Genomic DNA, 17,041 nt, shown 5'->3' on the forward strand with positions numbered 1-17,041 from the left:
AGAGGGATCCTCAAAAGGGATCGAAGCATGCAAAACCATGCACCTGATGCATGCATGGCTGCTGACCCGTTTTGCTGGCAGTCACCTGAGATTATTTTTGACAAGGCACGGTCGAAAATGCGACCGAAAAATTTCCATCTGAAAGCGTGTTGTTGGCTGCTATCTCGGCGATCAGGTTCAGCGCGATTTCTCTGTCCCGCTCTTTACACATCCCTTCTGTTGTCAGCCTGGCTATCAATTCGACACGTTCAAGCGTGACACGCTCTTGTAACTCGTTATCCACATCCCCCTCCCCTCTTTACTGTATTTTTATACAGTATCATAACCTTAAATCGTAGCGTAAGAAAATTCTCATGCCAAATACCATTTTTATCTTACTGATTAGAATGAGTTTTCATCCATTAGGAGAGCCTGCCGCTTTCACCTTTAGTGCTGGCTTATTCTGGCATCAGCGTTAGCATTTACTTCAGCGCATTCTTTGCCCTGCCCTTATTTGCCAGCCGTTTGAATCGGCTTAACAGGTTTTCAGCGTCAATACGTTTTTTCGGCCTAAATAGCTCACCACCGGCAGAGCTGCGGAACCACTGCCCGTTAATCTTGGTTTCTGTACCGCTAATAAGGCGCACAGCGACCGCCCGGCTAATTGTTTCGCGGGTTATATCGCGTATCTGGCCGATCACGTTGTCGCACGCACGCTGCCTCTGTTTTGTCAGAGCGGCGCAGCCGGGTATGACTCTTTTCCGGTATATCAGCCCTTACCCTGGCTAACAGCCGCCGCCGTTCCTTACGGCTCAACGCTGAAAGGTCACGATCACCAATACTTTCCGGCCGTTTCGAATCCTGCGATCTCAAACCTCCCGTACAGTTATTGACAAAACTCCAAAACTCCGAGAGGACGCGGACGCGTCCTTAAAATCAACGGCCAGGTCAACGGCGCGCTTTGGTACAATCTTCCACTGTGCGAGGCGGGTTAAAATCGGCGTGTCTTCGCCAACTGAAGTCGCGTAAACGCCCTTGATGCGCACGGTTTCCTCGCCGTACTCGTTACAGACTTCGCTCGCCTGATACCAGGTGCGCACGGCCAGCTCGTCACGCTTCACGAACGGGCCGCCCTGGGCATTAACGTATTCCGCCCAGTCACCCGCGTTCGCCGCATCATGTGCGGCGGCAAACTCAACGCTTAAGCCCTGAGCCATTTCACTGTCGGCCATGCGGCGCAGCTCACGATAAACCGTTACCGGCGCACCGCCGACAAACTGGAACTGACGGATGTGCCAGCGCGCCGCCCAGGCAGATACGGCGGGCGCGGTTTCCTTCAGCTCTTTGCCGCTTTCGTCGTCCAGCTCGCCGTCGAGCGCGTAGCCGTCGATGTTTTTGGAGATGTACTTAGCCACGTAGCCGGTCGCGCTGCCCTTCTCAGGATCGATAGTCTCAGCATGAAAGCGGGCCTTTCTGGCTTTGTCCGTAGTCAGTTCGTAGCTGTCCTGCTGATACGCGTAATCGCGGATCATCTGCCGCACGCGCTGCACGTCTTCCGGGCGCATGAACATCAGCATATGCCAGTGTGGCGTACCGTCGTGATGCGGCTCGGCTACGCGAATACCGAAAATGCGAATCTCTTCCCGGTGCAGTTTGGCGCGGACTTTCTGCCAGACGTTGCAGAGATAGCGCTGCGTTTCCGCCGGACTGGCCCCGCTCCATTTGCGGTTGCGATAGCCGGTCTTGATTGTGGCGTGATAGCGGGCGGGCGCGGTCAGCGTGTAGAAATCCCCGACAAAGCCCATATCGTTGCAGATATTTTCAAAGCCGCGAATGCGGGTCATCAGCTCGCAGCGACGGATCGCCGGGTTTGCCACGCTGCCGTCGTATTTCTCAATCAGGCTGATACGGTTGCCTTCCTCGTCTTCCAGCTCCATGCCCTTCAGGAATTCTCGCGTGCGGCGCTTCTGCTCGCGCCACTCGTTTACGGTCATGGTGCTGGCGTAAGGCGTGTGTTTTTTGCTGACGTTAGCGAGCGCGATTTGCAGGTGCTCACGCCATGAAGAAGCCACGCGGCGCAGTCGTCCTTTCCACCATTTCTCTGTCTGCATACGCATAATGGCAGGCGTCACGTCTTCCGGGCAGAAAATACGCGAGGTAACTTTTTCCCACAGTGGCGGGATCTGCTTCAGTTCGCGGGTGATAGTCGCTACCGTCATGTACACGCGGTGCGTGTATTTGTAGTCCGATTCATCCTCAGACTGGCCGTGCGCCTGCACCATTTCTGCCAGGATAAAGCTGGCGATATCACCGGCCAGCAAATCCACGTCAGCACGGGCTAAATCCGGGAGGCGGTTAAAGCGGTTCATCAGCTCCCACAGCGTACCCGCCGCACCGGCAGCCCCGGTTTTATCAGAGGCGTTACCGGTAAGCAGCATAAAGGTGCCGGCGCTCATTTCGCCGAGGCGATACTGCGAGCTAACGCTTTCAACGCGTGGCAATGTGCGCTCAACGAATGTTTTTGTTAAGTACGCATTGGCACGGGCTGTGCCGTGAGTTTTCTCCAGTTCACCGGTGCGGCGCTTGACGTCGAGCTGTACGAGCGTTGGCTGCTTTTCCAGTAAATCCTGTGCATGCGACAAAGCCGCAATCATTCGACTGCGGCTGTGCTCCTCTTCATAGGTGCGATAAGGGCTGGCAATTGCTTCCCGTGGAGCATTCCACGGATAAGCGTATTCCTGAATCATTGCGCGCTGCTCTGACGATGTCTGCTTTGCAGCTCGTCCATTTCCTGACAGGCCACGCAGCGGGTAACGCCCTGAACGGCACGGCGGCGCGCTTCAGGGATGGGCGCATCGCAGTCTTCGCAAAAAGAGGCACTGACCGTTAGCGGTCGATAAATTACCTGGGCGATATTACGCGCCAGCATTTCTTCAGTGCGAAGCTGCACCAGATCCATTAAGTCGGCCATCAGTGCAGCTCCTGTGATTCACGTGCGGCAACCGCAAAAAAAGCAGCAGAAGATCTTCAGCAGAAAACAAAAATTCCAGTTGTTTCCGTTTTCCTCCAGTTTAGTAAAGAGAGCGTTGGTAAGGGTTATAACCTGGCTCTTGCCCGATACTTTGCTGATGGTTGCCAATATTCAGAAACGGAATGCAATGATGTCATCTGGTCTGTAAAAGCATCCAAAGAAGTTGTTACTCCAGAGCAGATTAAAATTTTTAACGAATGGTATAAAAACCGGGGTAAATCCCTCAGCAAAGATGGCGTTCTTAATGAAGAAAAACTTACGACATACCTGGCTAAAAAGCTAAATATTGAACCATCAGAAGTTTCACTCCCTTATATTACAAAAGAAAAGATCAATCCTTATACTTCCAAGGATGATGAGAAATCCAATATAGATAAGATGAAATCTTTGCAGTCGGTCACAAAAGCTAAGCAGGCGGAAATTGAGAAACGGAAAAATGAAATTGAGTCACAGTTTAGTCCGTGGGATGGCAGTCACCGGGATCTGGAAAAAAGGGTAAAAGATTCAATGAATGACCCGGACAGTTATAAGCATAACAAAACGGTCTATATCGATCGCGGTGATCACATTACCGTCTTTACAGAGTTTGGCGGGAAGAATGCCTTTGGCGGAATGGTAAGGAATACGATTCCTGCTGATTATAGTATTGATGGTGAATTTATTAAGATGCATCAATAGATGACTGGCGGGCTGCTTCATCAGCCCGCTTTATTCTGAGAATCATTCCATCGCCCCGCCTCGGCAGAATCAATCAACATTTGAACAGTCAACGGTTCAGGTTGATAGCGATCGGTGCGCAGATATTTTGGTAAAATAGCATTTGGTAGAAATGGTATTCCTGTGGCTGGGAAATATCGGCGTAATTCAAAACTAATCATATCGACGTGAAATGATTCAGCGTACTCTTCAAAAAAATCGTGCGCCTCTTCAGGCAGTACGCCATTTTTACCTGTACTCAGAGAAGCGTTATCTGGCATTTCCCAAAAATATTTGGCAACAAGACGACGGACCCTTTCAGCAATACTCATACTTTCCCGGTCCTTTTTCACCTGCAATCACTTTATAGGGGACTAATGAAATTCATTTTCTAATACATAGAAAATGACAACAACAACGCTCAATTATACTACTTACCTTTAGATTTAAACTGTATTTTATTGAAAACCTTAACGCTCAATACAAATATTACAGCAATTGTGATTAGCAACAGCCTTCCCCAGTAATCTGGAAAAAAAACCACATAAAATACCCCCGCAACAATTACTAACAATACGGGCACGTAATCAATAGCAACATTCAATATAAACTTTGTTAAAAATTTCATTTCATATCATCCAGTAGCCTGATAATATCTTGCTCAGTTGGCGATGTTCTGCCGCTTAATTTCATATTAAAAGAGTTGATAACCTTTTCAATATAAATATAGAGCATTTCAAGATTGTTTTTGTAAAGAGCCTGATAAAATAAAGGGTTAGTTGAGCGCAGACGTCGAGCAGCCATGGCAGATTTTTGCACTTTCCCATAAAAACCTAATCCGGATAAAGCAATATAACTGGTACCATTTATAGCCGTTCTGATAGCCATAGAAATTGGCGCTGCTTCTGCCATCCCTTTAGCCATTGCATATGAGATAGCCATTTTCGTGACTTTCGATGCTTTGCCGTTAGCAGCAAATCCAGCAATAGACATTACTTTTTTCTGTATTGGAGAATCAGGGCTTTCAAGTTTCCTTGCATCCTGATCGCGTAACAGATAGGTGGTGTAAAGTTCAAACATATCCAAAAAGACATCTTTTCTTTTGTACGCTTCATAGACAGAAAGAAACATTCTTTTATCTTCCAGATTCAACTCGCTGCAAACATCATTGTACTTATCTGTGAAGCAAGAACTGCGCCATGAAAGCCGTTCTGTACCCGAATATATATCACTTAAATTCTCTCTGGCTATATTACCTACCCCTTGCAATCCCTTACTGAAGGCATCGGCAATCTTCTTATCTGCTGTGATCTTTAATTTTAAATATTGTGATAGCGCCATTAGTAATCATCCTTTTTTAATGGCGCATTATTATACAGAATTATAATCAAAAGGAAACTGAAGAGTTTGGCTCTGGTCTCGAAGAACACATAAGGAAATTTACATCTAAAAGCGTTTTTTTGGCTGTGAGCTCGGCGATCAGGGCATGAAAACGGCCCTTTCTGGCTTTATCCGTGCTTAGTTCGTAGCTATCCTGCTGATACGCGTAATCGCGCATAGTCTGGCGGATACGCTGTAAGTCTGCCAGGCGCATAAACAGCGGCATATGCCACGCGGCGTACCATCGTGATGCGGCTCGGCCACGCGAATGCCGAAAATGCGGCTCTCTTCCTGATGCAGTTTGGCGCGGAATCTCTGCCAGACGTTGCAGAGATAGCGCTGTGTTGTTACGCTCCATTTACGGTAGCGATATCCAGCCTTGATTTTGGTCCGGAAATGTAAAGCCTGCCCTTGCAGGCATTAATTATTTGCCCAGCCAACGACCAGCCTGTGCAGACTCAACCAAAAGACGAATAGTCAGCGGATCATGAGGCACGGTGAAATCTTCCGGAAAATACTTAGCAAATGTGATGGTGCCGGGATCGATACAAAACTTATCAGCATATCTTTCAAGCAACTCGTATGCGTCTAAAGGATCTATGCGGAAGTCATTATTCAGATCGGTATCCAGCTCAAGCTTGTAACGCCTGAATGTAAACAGGCTCCGGCCATTGTGGTCTTCCAACAGTGAAAACACGGCCTTTTCTATGTCTTCTGTTACCATATCTTGTCGTCCTTATTAGCAGTACGGTTATATTTCACTACGGATTTTCAGCTAATCCCAGCTACATCAGCAGCTAAGATTACCCAGCCCAGAACCGGAATTGTACGGCCGACAAAAGTCCCTAGCTTAGGGGCATTAATCTTTTAATTTTAAATAGATTTTTAGGGTTTTAATCCATGTTGGCAATCTGAATGGAAGACGATAATCGCGTAACAGCTTGCGAGAGTAGACCGAAGCATAAGAAGTGCCTTTCTACGCTCCATTTAGCTTGCCCGATACATCAATAGCGTTTTGTCCGGAGTAAATAGCCGCTAATGCGACGATATCCTTTGCACCACTAAAATGCTCGGTTGATACGTCTATCATGATCCAGAAGAAAAGCTCTCCGGCAGCAAGTTTCGTAAAACCGCCATAGAAGTAAGTCCCGTTTAGCTGCTCTGTTGTATCCCTATCATTCCTTTGATTTAAGTACTATATACGCCTTAAAAGTAACATAACATTCCCTGGCGATGGCAGACGCTCATAATGGCATTTCAGGCGCGTTTTTAAATTTCGGGATCCTGCTCGCTCTTTTTGCTTCAACGCTTCTCAGCGCTTACAGGAGGTGCTCTGTCATACATGTTTGCCCCCTCAGCGCGCAATGCTATCCCGCCACGTCTGCCCGCTTTGTGCATCGCTTTTAATACAGTTGCAAGCCCTTGCGAGATCCGCGCCAGCTAAGGATTTCAAAGGGATCCTCAGAAGGGATCAAAACATGCAAATCGCATAGCCTCATACATTTACTTATCCGCAATTTATTAATCTCCTGATTCATTTGCAATTGAGATGAGAGAGCAATAAACTTGTATTCCTAAGTAAAAAATTAGCGTTACCTCTGAAATTCGCATACGAATTTATATTTAGCTGAAATTAAAATATCAAGTGTATATCTAAAGGCATGGGTTAAATATGGGTTTATACAAATGAAAAGAATAATATTATGGTTACTCCAGTCGTACTTTTATCTGCTGCCTGCGGTAATTATCGTTGCAGGGATCTATATTTTTGTACGATTCATCCCAAACTATGCAGCCTTCCTTAGCTTAACCTGGCTTATTTTTATTTCTGTTATCTATATTAAATACAATAAATGGTACTGAGGCCGCCCCTTTCTTTCATTGCCTCAGGCCTTACCGATCCCTTTGGCAGATTTAACTTTAAGCGGTTTTCTTACGGCCAGTATCTCTCTGGCCGTAAAAAAGCAGGCAAACGCTCAGGTTGTTACCGCTGCAGAATTCTTGCGGTGCCTTAGCAACTGGAAGACATTGATAACCACTATAAAGCCATCCAGAATCGCTACCGGCCAGGCATGGGTCAGTATCGCGTACAGGGTAACGAAAGATGCGCCGACCGCATTTAACAGACGAAGCTTTATAAGAGACTGGCACAGGAAAGAGGTAATCACCAGGGCAGTGCCTGCATATCCCAGAATATCAACCGGCGTCATAGACTAACTCTTCTTTAAGGTTTGCCTTGCTTTCCAGATGGTTAAGCAGGCCAGGGATATAATCCATTGAGACATAATAGTTAGCGCCGCCAAAGATCTCTCTTTCGCCCACAAAGACAGATATTTTTGCATTGCTCAGCATAATAAAGTCATTTTGATCGTTGCCGAATGCCACATATTCCTCACCACCGATCAGTTCGGTTAAAGTGCGATACTTATTGTTCCCCTGTGGAGTAAAGTCGTAAAATCCATCACTGCGGTGCGCATGCAGACTTATATCGTCGACTTTGAGGTGGGTCAGGATCCTTTCTTTATGCTCACCAGAAAGCACCAAAATTTTTGTCACGCCCTCAGCAATAATGCTCTCTTCAGCGGCCTCGTGGTTGCTCAGAGAGTGGATGTAGTCATGAAAAGGATGAGCCTCCTCAGAGACGGAATAGTTCCACTCACCATCCAGCACATAGGGGATCTTAAGCTCTTTTAAATGCTGTAAAACGCGGGCAACAAATGCGGGAGCCAACGTGTGGCTGTGAATAATTTCCCCGTCCCGCCATGTCATTCCGCCATTACAGCCAATAAAAGTAGCCGAGTGCAAATCTTCCGAGAGCATAGGCAGCATATCCCGGACCGGTCTGGCAGAAGCAAAAAAGAGCTGGTTATTTTTAGCCAGTGAAGCAAGGCGGTGGCAGATCGCCGGGTGGACCTTCAGGCCGCCTTTGGAAATTGTGCCATCAATGTCAAATACATAGATACTCATAAACCAATCCTGTCAGCAGTTAGATATGTCATTTCATATAAACATAAAAATTTATAACACTTTGTTTTCTGTGGTCTGCACTTCTACAGCCAGATGCTTAAGGAAACGGAAGCCAAAAGTATCCGTCCATTTTTCACCCAGATAAACAATCGTTACCCTGTTCTGCGCAAGGCTCAAAAGATCAAAGAGCCTGATAGCGATTTTTTTAGTCATATTGCCACCGGGGCAGACGTGTTTACCCGCGCCGAAAGAGATATTTTTAAATTTCTGTTCGCGGAGAAGAATTTCATCAGGTAAAGGAAAGTACTCAGGATCCCTGTTGGCTGCGGAAATAAATGACATAATTCGCTCGCCTTTTCGGATAGCGTAATTCCCCAAGCGAATATCTTCGGTTGCAATTCTGGCGCAATATTGAAAAGGCGTTTCGAGCCGGACAACTTCGTCGAATACCTGGCCGCTTTTTAAGCTATCTGATGGAAGCAGTCCTTGCGAGAGCTTTAATAAATATACATTTACGGCAGCAAGGAGTGGGTCATAGCCATCAATAACAATGTTGATCAGTAGAGGAGTAATGTCGGTTATGGCAACGTTTTTTTGCAGAAGGTGTCCGATAACGCTTTCAGGATCCGTACATTCATCAATACAGCTGAGCAGAACGGCGTGGGTTTCTTGCAGACTGACGATCACCCGTTTTCTTTGCTCTTTATCTCCGACATCGCCATTGCCTAAAAACATTACTACAGGCTTGGAGATCTCAATTATCTGTGAATATCTTTCTGATGAGATGCCGAACACGGCGGCGAGCACAGAGGTCACCAAAGGCACGGCGAAATTTGCGGCCAGATCCTGGCTTTTCCCGCTCTGTGGCAGAACTTTTTTCAGACAATGCTGGAAGCAGCGATCGACGATTTCTTCTACGTTTTTGCTGGCCTTAGACAAGGCCACAGCGATCAATTTTCTGGCTTCCAGATGCGCTTCCCCATCCATATACATTAGCCACTGCCCATAGAAATCGATAAGCGGTGCAGAGAAAGGGCATTGGCTGACGCTCTGGAATTGCTGCCTCTTCCTGTCAGAAGAAAGCGAAGGCTCTTTGAGAGTAAGCATAACCTCGTCAAAATTGAGGAAGATATGAGATGCCAGCTCTTCGTCATAAAAGGGCGACAGCGTTCTGAATTTTTCAAAAGCAGCGTAACGATTTTGTAGCAGTTCACTCTTAAAACTCATCATCCGATCCTGTACGCAAACGATTTCGTGGCGTCCCGAATCAAAACAAAAACCCATTAAACCCTCAACCAAAATTTTACTTTTCGTATCCCCTTAAACCTGACGATAACAAATAACTTTTTGATAAGTAATAGATAAAAACAGAAAGTCGTCATATATTTTTTTATATAACGAATTAAGTTGATTAATGAAAATAATGGGTTCACCCGCTGTTTCTCTTACTGACTATCGGCTGGTTACCCCGAATCCGCGTGCTAACCTGCCCGCTATGTTTAGTCCGCTACATTTGACCACCGGACCGACAAATGATAGCTATTATCATTTATGCCTTACTCCGGATAAAACGTAATGAGCCGATCTCGCCCTAACCTGCCCTCTTCCTGCTGCATCGTTGGCGCTGGCCCCGCCGGGCTGATGCTGGGTTACCTGCTGGCACGCAACGGCATTCCCGTTACCGTGCTGGAAAAACATGGGGATTTCCTGCGGGATTTTCGTGGCGATACCATTCATCCTTCCACGCTGGAGATTATCTGGCGGCTGGGCTTTCTGGATGAGTTTCTGGCGCTGCCGCATCAGAAAGCAGAGAAGCTTTATGGCGAAATTGACGGCCAGCCCGCAACGATGGCGGATTTCACTCGCCTGCCTACCCGCTGTAAATATATTGCCTTTATGCCGCAGTGGGATTTTTTGAATTTCCTTAGCGCTAAGGCGCTGAAGCTACCAAATTTCCAGCTATTACAGCATGCTCAGGCTGAAGAGTTGCTGGAAGAAGATGGCAAGGTTGTAGGCGTCAAAGCAACTATCCAGGGCGTGCAGCAGGAGATTTACAGCGATTTAGTGATTGGCTGCGATGGCCGTCGTTCGGTTGTTCGCCAGCATGCTGGTCTGCCGATACGCCGTTTTGGCTCGCCGCGCGACGTGCTGTGGATGAAAATCGGCAAACAGTCCGGAGATCCTGAATGGTCGCCCGGCCATCGCGGCCCGCAAAAGCATTTCATTATGATTGATCGCGGCGACTACTGGCAGTGCGGCTACTCAATTCCACAGGGCAGTTTTGCCGCCTTGCAGGAGCAGGGCCTTGCCGTTTTTTTACAGCAGGTTGCCGGGGCTGCGCCCTTTTCTGTTGAGCGCCTGCAGCAAGAAATCAAGGATTGGCAGCAGGTTAAGCTGCTGGAAATTCGCATTGACCGCCTGGAACAATGGGCGAAACCTGGCCTGCTTTGTATCGGCGATGCCGCGCACGCAATGTCGCCTATCGGCGGCGTCGGCGTCAATCTGGCGATTCAGGATGCCGTTGCGGCAGCCAATTTGCTTTCCGCTCCGCTAAAAAAGGGGACGCTGAGCCTGAAGCATTTACAGAAGGTGCAGCGCCGACGCGCTTTTGCTACCTGGGCCACTCAGTCACTGCAAATTATGATTAGCAAGGCGGGAAAGAAACCGCGCCGCAAACCGCCAGGCCGTATGGAACTGTGGCTGCGCCGTCGTGCCTTTTGGCCTTTTTTATTCGGCCGGTTAATCGGGATGGGATTTTATCGTGAACTGCCTGAGGATGTATAAAAAAAGCGGCCCTGCCGGGCCGCCCAAACTGCTGACAAAGCTCAGGTGAATATCTGTTTTTTTACAGCAACTCCGCAGCTTTATGGCAGCAGAGGCTGAGCGGATAGGCGGGCGCATGGACGCGCCAACCGAGCCTCCACGGACGGATTAACGGCGTGTCCGTGTTCCGATCTGCCTCTGCTGCTCTGTCACTGATTTAAACGCGACCAGGGGTTTGTCATCAATCTCAGCGGCCCCGCCGGGCCGCCCTTAATCATCGTTCAGGTGGCGTTTCGCCTTCCTCAATAAACTCCCTGTCCAGCTCCTCGCTATTGCTTTCGTTATCGCGCCCGGACAACAGGTTCCAGCAGGCAATAAACATTGCGGCAATCAGCGGGCCAATCACAAAGCCATTGATGCCATAGATTTCCATCCCGCCCAAAGTAGAGATCAGGATCAGATAGTCCGGCATTTTAGTGTCTTTACCGACCAGCAGCGGCCGCAGAAAATTATCTACCAGCCCTACAATCACCACAAAGAAAGCGACCAGAAAAATCCCTTTCCACAACATACCCGTAGAGAAAAAGAAGATAGCGGCAGGCACCCAGACTATCGCTGAACCAACCGCGGGCACCAGCGACAGGAAAGCCATCAGCGCCCCCCACAGCAGGCTGGCATCAATACCGGTAAAGTAGAAAGCCAGGCCGCCAAGCGCGCCTTGCACTATAGCTACCACCACGGTGCCTTTTACGGTGGCGCGTGCTACAGCAGCGAATTTTGCCAGCAGATGGTGCTTAACATAGCGCGAGAGCGGCAGCGATTTCAGGATCACGTTCACCAGCCAGGAACCATCCTTTAGCAGGAAGAACAGCAGGTAAAGCATGATGCCGAAGCCCAGCGTAAAGCTCAGGCTGCTTTTGCCAATCAGGAAAACGCTGCCGGCCAGATACTGGCTGCCGCGCACCGCCACCTGCGAAAGCTGCTTCTGAATGCCGCTCACGGTATTCAGCTGGTGATCGGCCAGATAATTTTGCGCCCACTGCGGAAGATGCTGCACCGCCTCCGTCATTATGGTTGGCAGCGGCGTGCTGTTGCCCTGAATTTTGCTGTAAACCACGTTGAACTCAACGGCCAGCGAGGAGAGGATCAGCGCCAGCGGCGTAATCACGATTAAGCAAATAATCGCCACCGTCAATAAAGAAGCCGCGCCGTTTCTCTCCCCCATCCACTGCCGAAGTTTGTTTTTCATCGGGTGGAAAATAACCGCCAGGATTGCCGCCCACAGCACGGCTGAATAATAAGGCTGTAGCACTTCGAAAAAAGCTACGGTAACAATAAGCAGGATCAGGATAAAAAATCCTTTGGTCAGACCGGGAAATCTCATTTTATGCTCTCTGAAACAACGATTTGCTAACGCAGCATAGATGGCTCTGCCGCTTTTGCAATATCGCAGTGAAGAGAATAAGAAAGGGTGCTCATGGATCATGTCGCAACAGACGGCGGGACGGATCCCGCCGCCGGGTCGCCTTACCTTCCGGATTCGCAAGCCAGGCTGGCGATAACCTCAGTTCCTCCGTGTTTGATATAGAACCCACACAATGAACCGTGCGTCATCCATGTAAAAAGCAATACGGTTATACAAAAGATGAGCTGCCTCAAAAAGAGTAACTTTAACGCCTTCATTGGCTTCCTCCTCCGTTGCTTTGCAGCGGGTAAAAGGCTACCTTCATGTTGTTGGACATAAGGGTTGGCCTCACTTTGATTTATCGGGTGGGGCCTTTCTCTTTCTGTCCCGGCTGCCCGGAACCAAAAGATCCAGAGCACCCGCCAGGCAGTTTACGCTTCGTCCTCTTTTATCCCAGCGGCAAAAAGCAGAATTGCGCGATAGCCCTGATACTTTTGTAATAGCCTGTTCCGGGTTAACAAATAAATGTTAACTTGCGCAAAAATCGCATGCTTTCGCCTGTTCAGCCGTTCTGCCCTCGCCTTTTAATAACCCCGATAAAAGTATTCCCGGACAGCGCTATTTCCGCTTTACATACCTCTTCACATAAGGCGATGCGCCTCACACAATAAATAAAACTCATACCTCTATAACCATTTTGTGGCAGACAAAGCCCTGCCTGCCGCCTAACCTGGTAGAGCCAGCTAGCAGCGCGTTAAATTCAATACATTGTTTTACATAAAAAAATATAAAAACCTTACCCTGAAAAGCTTTTTGCAAGCCTGCTGTCAGTGCCGTAATGGCTTTGCTCCATTACGGGGTTGATAAACAAAACAGAGAGCGTACCCATGAGCAATCGCGATATTGTTGATGTGAAAGCGTGGATCGATTCCCGCCCCATCTCCCCAAAACAGTGGCTAATTTTAGCCCTGTGTTTCATCATTATTTTCTTCGACGGCTTTGATGCTGCGGTAATGGGATTTCTTGCTCCGGCATTAATCGAAAGCTGGCATATTTCGCGGCCGGAGATGGGGCCAATTCTGGGTGCGGCCATGTTCGGCGTGGCGCTTGGCGCACTGATTGCCGGGCCCTGGTCGGATAAATATGGCCGTAAAAAAATTCTGCTGCTTGCTATCCTCTGTTTCGCCTGCTTTAGCCTGGCCAGCGCTTTTGCCCGATCGCCTACGGAAATGGCTCTGCTTCGCTTTCTGACCGGGCTGGGCCTGGGCGCGGTGATGCCAAACTGCGTCACGCTGCTGGCAGAATATATGCCTGAGCGCCGCCGTAGCCTGGCGATCGCCATTATGTACGGCGGTTTTAATATCGGTTCCGGGATGAGCGGGTTTATCGCCGCCGCCCTGCTGCCCCATTTCGGCTGGCGCTCGGTGCTGATATTTGGCGGTGCTTTCCCGCTGCTGCTGTTACCCGTGCTGCTTTATAAGCTGCCGGAATCCGCGATGTATATGGTGGTAAATAAAGTCAGCCGCGAAAAAATAGCCGCCACGCTGAACCGGCTTGGCGGCAGTTTTACCGCCGACAGCGCTTTTGTGCTGGCAGCGCCGGTAATGCAGAAAAAAGCACGGGTTTTGCAGCTTTTCTCCGGCGGCTACGCTCGTGGCACGCTTATTCTCTGGCTGACCTATTTTATGGGGCTGTTCGTGATTTATTTACTGAACGGCTGGCTGCCCACTATTCTGCGAGCGGGCGGCGTCTCCCTTGAGCGCGCCGCCATTGTTGCCGGGCTTTTTCAGCTTGGCGGCGCGATTGGCGGCCTGCTGGTCGGCGCGCTGATGGATCGTCTGCCCGCTAAATATGTTATCGCTCTGTTTTATCTGATCGGCTGCCTCTGCCTGCTTTCTCAGGGCGTTTGGGGATTTGCTCCTGTCGCGCTGGCGGTGCTGGTGTTTGTCAGCGGGCTTTGTATCAACGGTGCGCAGAACGGGCTACAGGCTTTTTCTCCCGTATTTTATCCCACGGAAATGCGCGCCACCGGCGTAAGCTGGATGCACGGCATCGGCCGCAGCGGCGCTATCCTCAGCTCTTCGCTGGGCGGCCTGCTGCTGGGCATTTTCCCCGGCCAGGCGACGATTTTTATTATCCTGTCATTGCCCGCTTTACTGGCGGCGCTCTCGATTATGCAGCACAGATCCGTCCGGGCTTCCCGGCAGATTAAAGGCGCAGAGCTGAATGATTTACCCGCTCTGTCGCGTACCCTCAACAATCGATAAGAAAGAGGTCTGAAATGGCGAAAATTATTGGCGGACTGGCGGTATCGCACACGCCGACTATCGGCTTTGCAGTCGATCACCAAAAACAGCAGGAAGCGGCCTGGGCGCCGATTTTTGACGGCTTCGCGCCGATGCAGCGCTGGCTGGCGGAGAAAAAGCCGGACGTACTGCTCTACGTTTTTAACGACCATGTGACCTCGTTCTTTTTCGATCACTACTCTGCTTTTACGCTGGGCATCGACAGCAGCTATGCCGTTGCCGATGAAGGCGGCGGCCCGCGCGATCTGCCGCCCGTCCAGGGCCACGCGGCGCTTTCACAGCATATCGGCGCCAGCCTGATGGCGGATGAATTTGATATGTCCTTCTTTCAGGACAAGCCGCTGGATCACGGTCTGTTTTCGCCGCTGTCGGCGCTGCTGCCTTATGAAAACGGCTGGCCGATGCAGATTGTGCCGCTGCAGGTTGGCGTATTGCAGTTTCCCATTCCCAGCGCCAGGCGTTGCTATAAGCTGGGCCAGGCATTACGTCGCGCTATTGAAAGCTATCCGGAAGATCTTCAGGTCGCCATTGTGGCAACGGGCGGCGTTTCGCATCAGGTGCATGGCGAGCGCTGCGGTTTTAACAATCCCGAATGGGACGAGCAGTTTGTCGATATGTTAGTGAACGATCCGCAGCGCCTTACCGAAATTACTTTAGCGGAATATGCCACGCTTGGCGGGCTGGAAGGAGCGGAAGTCATTATGTGGCTGATTATGCGCGGCGCGCTCTCGGCGCAGGTTGAGAAGCTGCATCAGGCTTACTATCTGCCTTCCATGACCGGTATCGCCACGCTGATTCTGGAGAATCAGGCCAGAGAAGCGCCTGCCGAAGTACATCAGCGCCAGCGCGATAAAATTAACCTGCAGCTTAAAGGCGTCGAAAAGCTGCCGGGCACTTACCCCTTTACCCAGGCACGCAGCCTCAAGGCGCTGCGCATCAACCGCTTCCTGCACAAAATGATCCAGCCAGCCTGGCGCGAGCGCTTTAAGCAGTCGCCGCAGGTGTTGTATGAAGAAGCTGGTCTGAGCGAAGAGGAGCAGCTGCTGTTAAGCAAGCTGGACTGGCGCGGCATGATCCATTATGGCGTCAGCTTCTTTTTGCTGGAGAAGCTGGGCGCGGTGGTGGGCGTTTCCAATCTGCATATCTACTCGGCGATGCGCGGCCTGTCGCTGGAAGAGTTCCAGAAAACGCGCAATCAGCAGGTGCTCTATTCCGTGGCGGGCAAATCTGCCTGAGACGTGGCCGACAGGCAAACCTCACGCAAAAAGCCGATTAGCGCTTCTGCTGCCGGCGAATGCAGGCAGCCGGTACGATAGCTCAGGCCGATTGCCCTACGGGTGTTTGGCAATGCCGCCGGAAGCGCTACCAGCTCTTTGGCGGCAAGCTCGACCTCAAGCTGGTGAGCCGATACGGCGGTCAACATATCTGAATCGCGCAGCAGGCCGCGTACCAGCGCCAGATCGCCGCTTTCTACTACGGGATCGGGTGCCGGGATGCCCATAGCGGCAAAGCAGCTATCAAGCAGGCGACGCGCTGGCGTGGCGGAACGCGGCAGCACCCAGCGCGCCTCACGCAGCGCCTGCCAATCGGGCGGCCGATGGGTTAATGGATGATCGCGGCGCGCCACCAGTACCATCTCTTCTGAAAAGAGCGTTTCGCTACTGATATCCTTCAGGGTATCGCTGTCGCGCAGCGCGCCGAAAATAAAATCGATATCGCCGGACCGCATCTCCGCGCTCAGCGTTTCCCAGGCGCTTTCGCTGGTTACCACCCTGACGCCAGGATAGCGCGACGTCAGTTTTATAATGGCCTGAGGTAGCAGGCGCGTCCTGCCCAGCGGCAGCGCGCCGATCCTCACCGTTCCTTCAAGGATGCCTTTTCTTGCGGCAAGATCGGCCGGAATGTGGCGCAATTCGTTTAACGCGCGGCGGATCGCCGGTTCGATTTCCCGTCCGGCCAACGAGGGCGTCAGGCCGTGAGGCGATCGCTCCAGCAGCGCCGTTTGCGCGCCGTTTTCCAGCACCTTCAGCGCGGCGCTGACGGCGGGCTGGCTCAGCCCCAGCTGCACCGCCACCGACTGCATATGCCGTGTCCGACACAGCGTGACGAAAATTTGTAATCGCCGAACGTTATAGAGCCACAGCGGTTCCGACTCGTTGCGACCGCTTTTTCCCGACAGCCTGGCGAGCTGCTGCGGGATGAGATGCAGCTCCGCCATCGCTCTTTCCGCTCGCGGCAGGATGCATTTTCCGGCGTCGGTCAGCCTCATGCCGCCCGCGTGCCGTTCAAATAGCGGCACAGCCAGCGTCTCTTCCAGCTCGTGAATAGCGCGGGTAATCGCCGATTGGGTACGAAATAACTCATTTGCTGCTTTCGATACGCTGCCATGCGCGACCACCTGACAAAACGCCCTGATTTGCATCAGGTTTATAAGCTCGTCCCGGTAATTTTCCTGCGTCATTTCCCGCCTCGCGTCCACAGTGATCCCATCGGCAATATAAATAAAACGCATAC

The 17,041-nt window shown here is 50.5% G+C and carries 15 protein-coding genes and 3 pseudogenes; 4 read left to right on the forward strand and 14 right to left on the reverse strand.

What is annotated here, in order from left to right:
- Window positions 1-91 precede the first annotated feature (91 nt).
- The 3 genes and pseudogenes from ACETPC_RS18800 to ACETPC_RS18810 all read right to left on the reverse strand — a co-directional run bounded on the left by ACETPC_RS18800 (window position 92) and on the right by ACETPC_RS18810 (window position 2,950).
- Entirely contained in the window at window positions 92-283 is a 192-nt protein-coding gene (locus ACETPC_RS18800; protein WP_253455651.1) for a hypothetical protein, read from the reverse strand.
- Window positions 284-461: 178 nt separating this feature from the next.
- Window positions 462-2,726 (reverse strand): annotated as a pseudogene (locus ACETPC_RS18805) (replication endonuclease).
- Window positions 2,723-2,950 carry a TraR/DksA family transcriptional regulator gene (locus ACETPC_RS18810; protein WP_380184006.1) on the reverse strand — a complete coding sequence of 76 codons (228 nt, stop codon included), beginning with the start codon at window positions 2,948-2,950 and terminating at the stop codon, window positions 2,723-2,725. Before ACETPC_RS18810 ends, ACETPC_RS18805 begins: the two are co-directional and overlap by 4 nt.
- Window positions 2,951-3,388: 438 nt before the next feature.
- Here ACETPC_RS18810 and ACETPC_RS18815 point away from each other — a divergent pair, with 438 nt between their 5' ends.
- Window positions 3,389-3,688: a hypothetical protein gene (locus ACETPC_RS18815; RefSeq protein WP_380184008.1), complete on the forward strand. Its 300-nt coding sequence runs from the start codon at window positions 3,389-3,391 to the stop codon at window positions 3,686-3,688.
- Window positions 3,689-3,708: 20 nt separating this feature from the next.
- On the opposite strand, the gene ACETPC_RS18820 is transcribed toward ACETPC_RS18815, so the two are convergent.
- From ACETPC_RS18820 to ACETPC_RS18855, 8 genes and pseudogenes are all read right to left on the reverse strand, one after another.
- Window positions 3,709-4,038 (reverse strand): DUF1493 family protein, encoded by a 330-nt coding sequence (locus ACETPC_RS18820; protein WP_380184010.1) that lies wholly within the window; start codon window positions 4,036-4,038, stop codon window positions 3,709-3,711.
- A gap of 292 nt (window positions 4,039-4,330) precedes the next feature.
- Window positions 4,331-5,047 (reverse strand): hypothetical protein, encoded by a 717-nt coding sequence (locus ACETPC_RS18825; protein WP_380184012.1) that lies wholly within the window; start codon window positions 5,045-5,047, stop codon window positions 4,331-4,333.
- Window positions 5,048-5,189: 142 nt separating this feature from the next.
- Window positions 5,190-5,482, reverse strand: a pseudogene (locus tag ACETPC_RS18830) (replication endonuclease); the annotation flags it as partial.
- A gap of 28 nt (window positions 5,483-5,510) precedes the next feature.
- A complete protein-coding gene (locus ACETPC_RS18835; RefSeq protein WP_380184013.1) occupies window positions 5,511-5,810 on the reverse strand; it encodes a DUF1493 family protein in 300 nt (99 codons plus the stop codon).
- A 47-nt stretch (window positions 5,811-5,857) separates the two neighbouring features.
- A pseudogene (locus ACETPC_RS18840) lies at window positions 5,858-6,257 on the reverse strand (STM2901 family protein); the annotation flags it as partial.
- A gap of 805 nt (window positions 6,258-7,062) precedes the next feature.
- The gene (locus tag ACETPC_RS18845) at window positions 7,063-7,296 is read right to left on the reverse strand and encodes a YgjV family protein (protein ID WP_380184014.1); all 234 of its coding nucleotides are present in this window, start codon (window positions 7,294-7,296) and stop codon (window positions 7,063-7,065) included.
- Entirely contained in the window at window positions 7,283-8,053 is a 771-nt protein-coding gene (locus tag ACETPC_RS18850; protein WP_380184016.1) for an HAD hydrolase family protein, read from the reverse strand. The genes ACETPC_RS18845 and ACETPC_RS18850 overlap by 14 nt, the downstream gene beginning before the upstream one ends.
- Before the next feature lie 51 nt (window positions 8,054-8,104).
- On the reverse strand, window positions 8,105-9,283 hold the full coding sequence (locus ACETPC_RS18855; protein ID WP_380184018.1) for a cytochrome P450: 1,179 nt from the start codon (window positions 9,281-9,283) through the stop codon (window positions 8,105-8,107).
- A gap of 345 nt (window positions 9,284-9,628) precedes the next feature.
- On the opposite strand from ACETPC_RS18855, the gene ACETPC_RS18860 reads away from it, so the two are divergent.
- Complete coding sequence (locus ACETPC_RS18860) at window positions 9,629-10,837, forward strand: FAD-dependent oxidoreductase (protein ID WP_380184020.1); 1,209 nt, start codon at window positions 9,629-9,631, stop codon at window positions 10,835-10,837.
- A 253-nt stretch (window positions 10,838-11,090) separates the two neighbouring features.
- On the opposite strand, the gene ACETPC_RS18865 is transcribed toward ACETPC_RS18860, so the two are convergent.
- Window positions 11,091-12,200, reverse strand: coding sequence for an AI-2E family transporter (locus ACETPC_RS18865; RefSeq protein ID WP_380184022.1), 1,110 nt, complete (start codon window positions 12,198-12,200; stop codon window positions 11,091-11,093).
- Window positions 12,201-12,343: 143 nt separating this feature from the next.
- Window positions 12,344-12,499 carry a Hok/Gef family protein gene (locus ACETPC_RS18870; RefSeq protein ID WP_380184024.1) on the reverse strand — a complete coding sequence of 52 codons (156 nt, stop codon included), beginning with the start codon at window positions 12,497-12,499 and terminating at the stop codon, window positions 12,344-12,346.
- Window positions 12,500-13,108: 609 nt separating this feature from the next.
- On the opposite strand from ACETPC_RS18870, the gene ACETPC_RS18875 reads away from it, so the two are divergent.
- Both ACETPC_RS18875 and ACETPC_RS18880 read left to right on the forward strand, forming a co-directional pair.
- Window positions 13,109-14,488: an MFS transporter gene (locus ACETPC_RS18875; RefSeq protein ID WP_380184026.1), complete on the forward strand. Its 1,380-nt coding sequence runs from the start codon at window positions 13,109-13,111 to the stop codon at window positions 14,486-14,488.
- 14 nt (window positions 14,489-14,502) lie between these two features.
- Window positions 14,503-15,762 carry a gallate dioxygenase gene (locus ACETPC_RS18880; protein ID WP_380184028.1) on the forward strand — a complete coding sequence of 420 codons (1,260 nt, stop codon included), beginning with the start codon at window positions 14,503-14,505 and terminating at the stop codon, window positions 15,760-15,762.
- On the opposite strand, the gene ACETPC_RS18885 is transcribed toward ACETPC_RS18880, so the two are convergent.
- Window positions 15,735-16,988, reverse strand: coding sequence for a LysR family transcriptional regulator (locus tag ACETPC_RS18885; RefSeq protein WP_380184030.1), 1,254 nt, complete (start codon window positions 16,986-16,988; stop codon window positions 15,735-15,737). The genes ACETPC_RS18880 and ACETPC_RS18885 overlap by 28 nt on opposite strands.
- Window positions 16,989-17,041: the final 53 nt, after the last annotated feature.

Origin of the sequence: Pantoea sp. sgz302252 (genome assembly GCF_042610525.1) — a bacterium.
Lineage (GTDB): Bacteria > Pseudomonadota > Gammaproteobacteria > Enterobacterales > Enterobacteriaceae > Erwinia.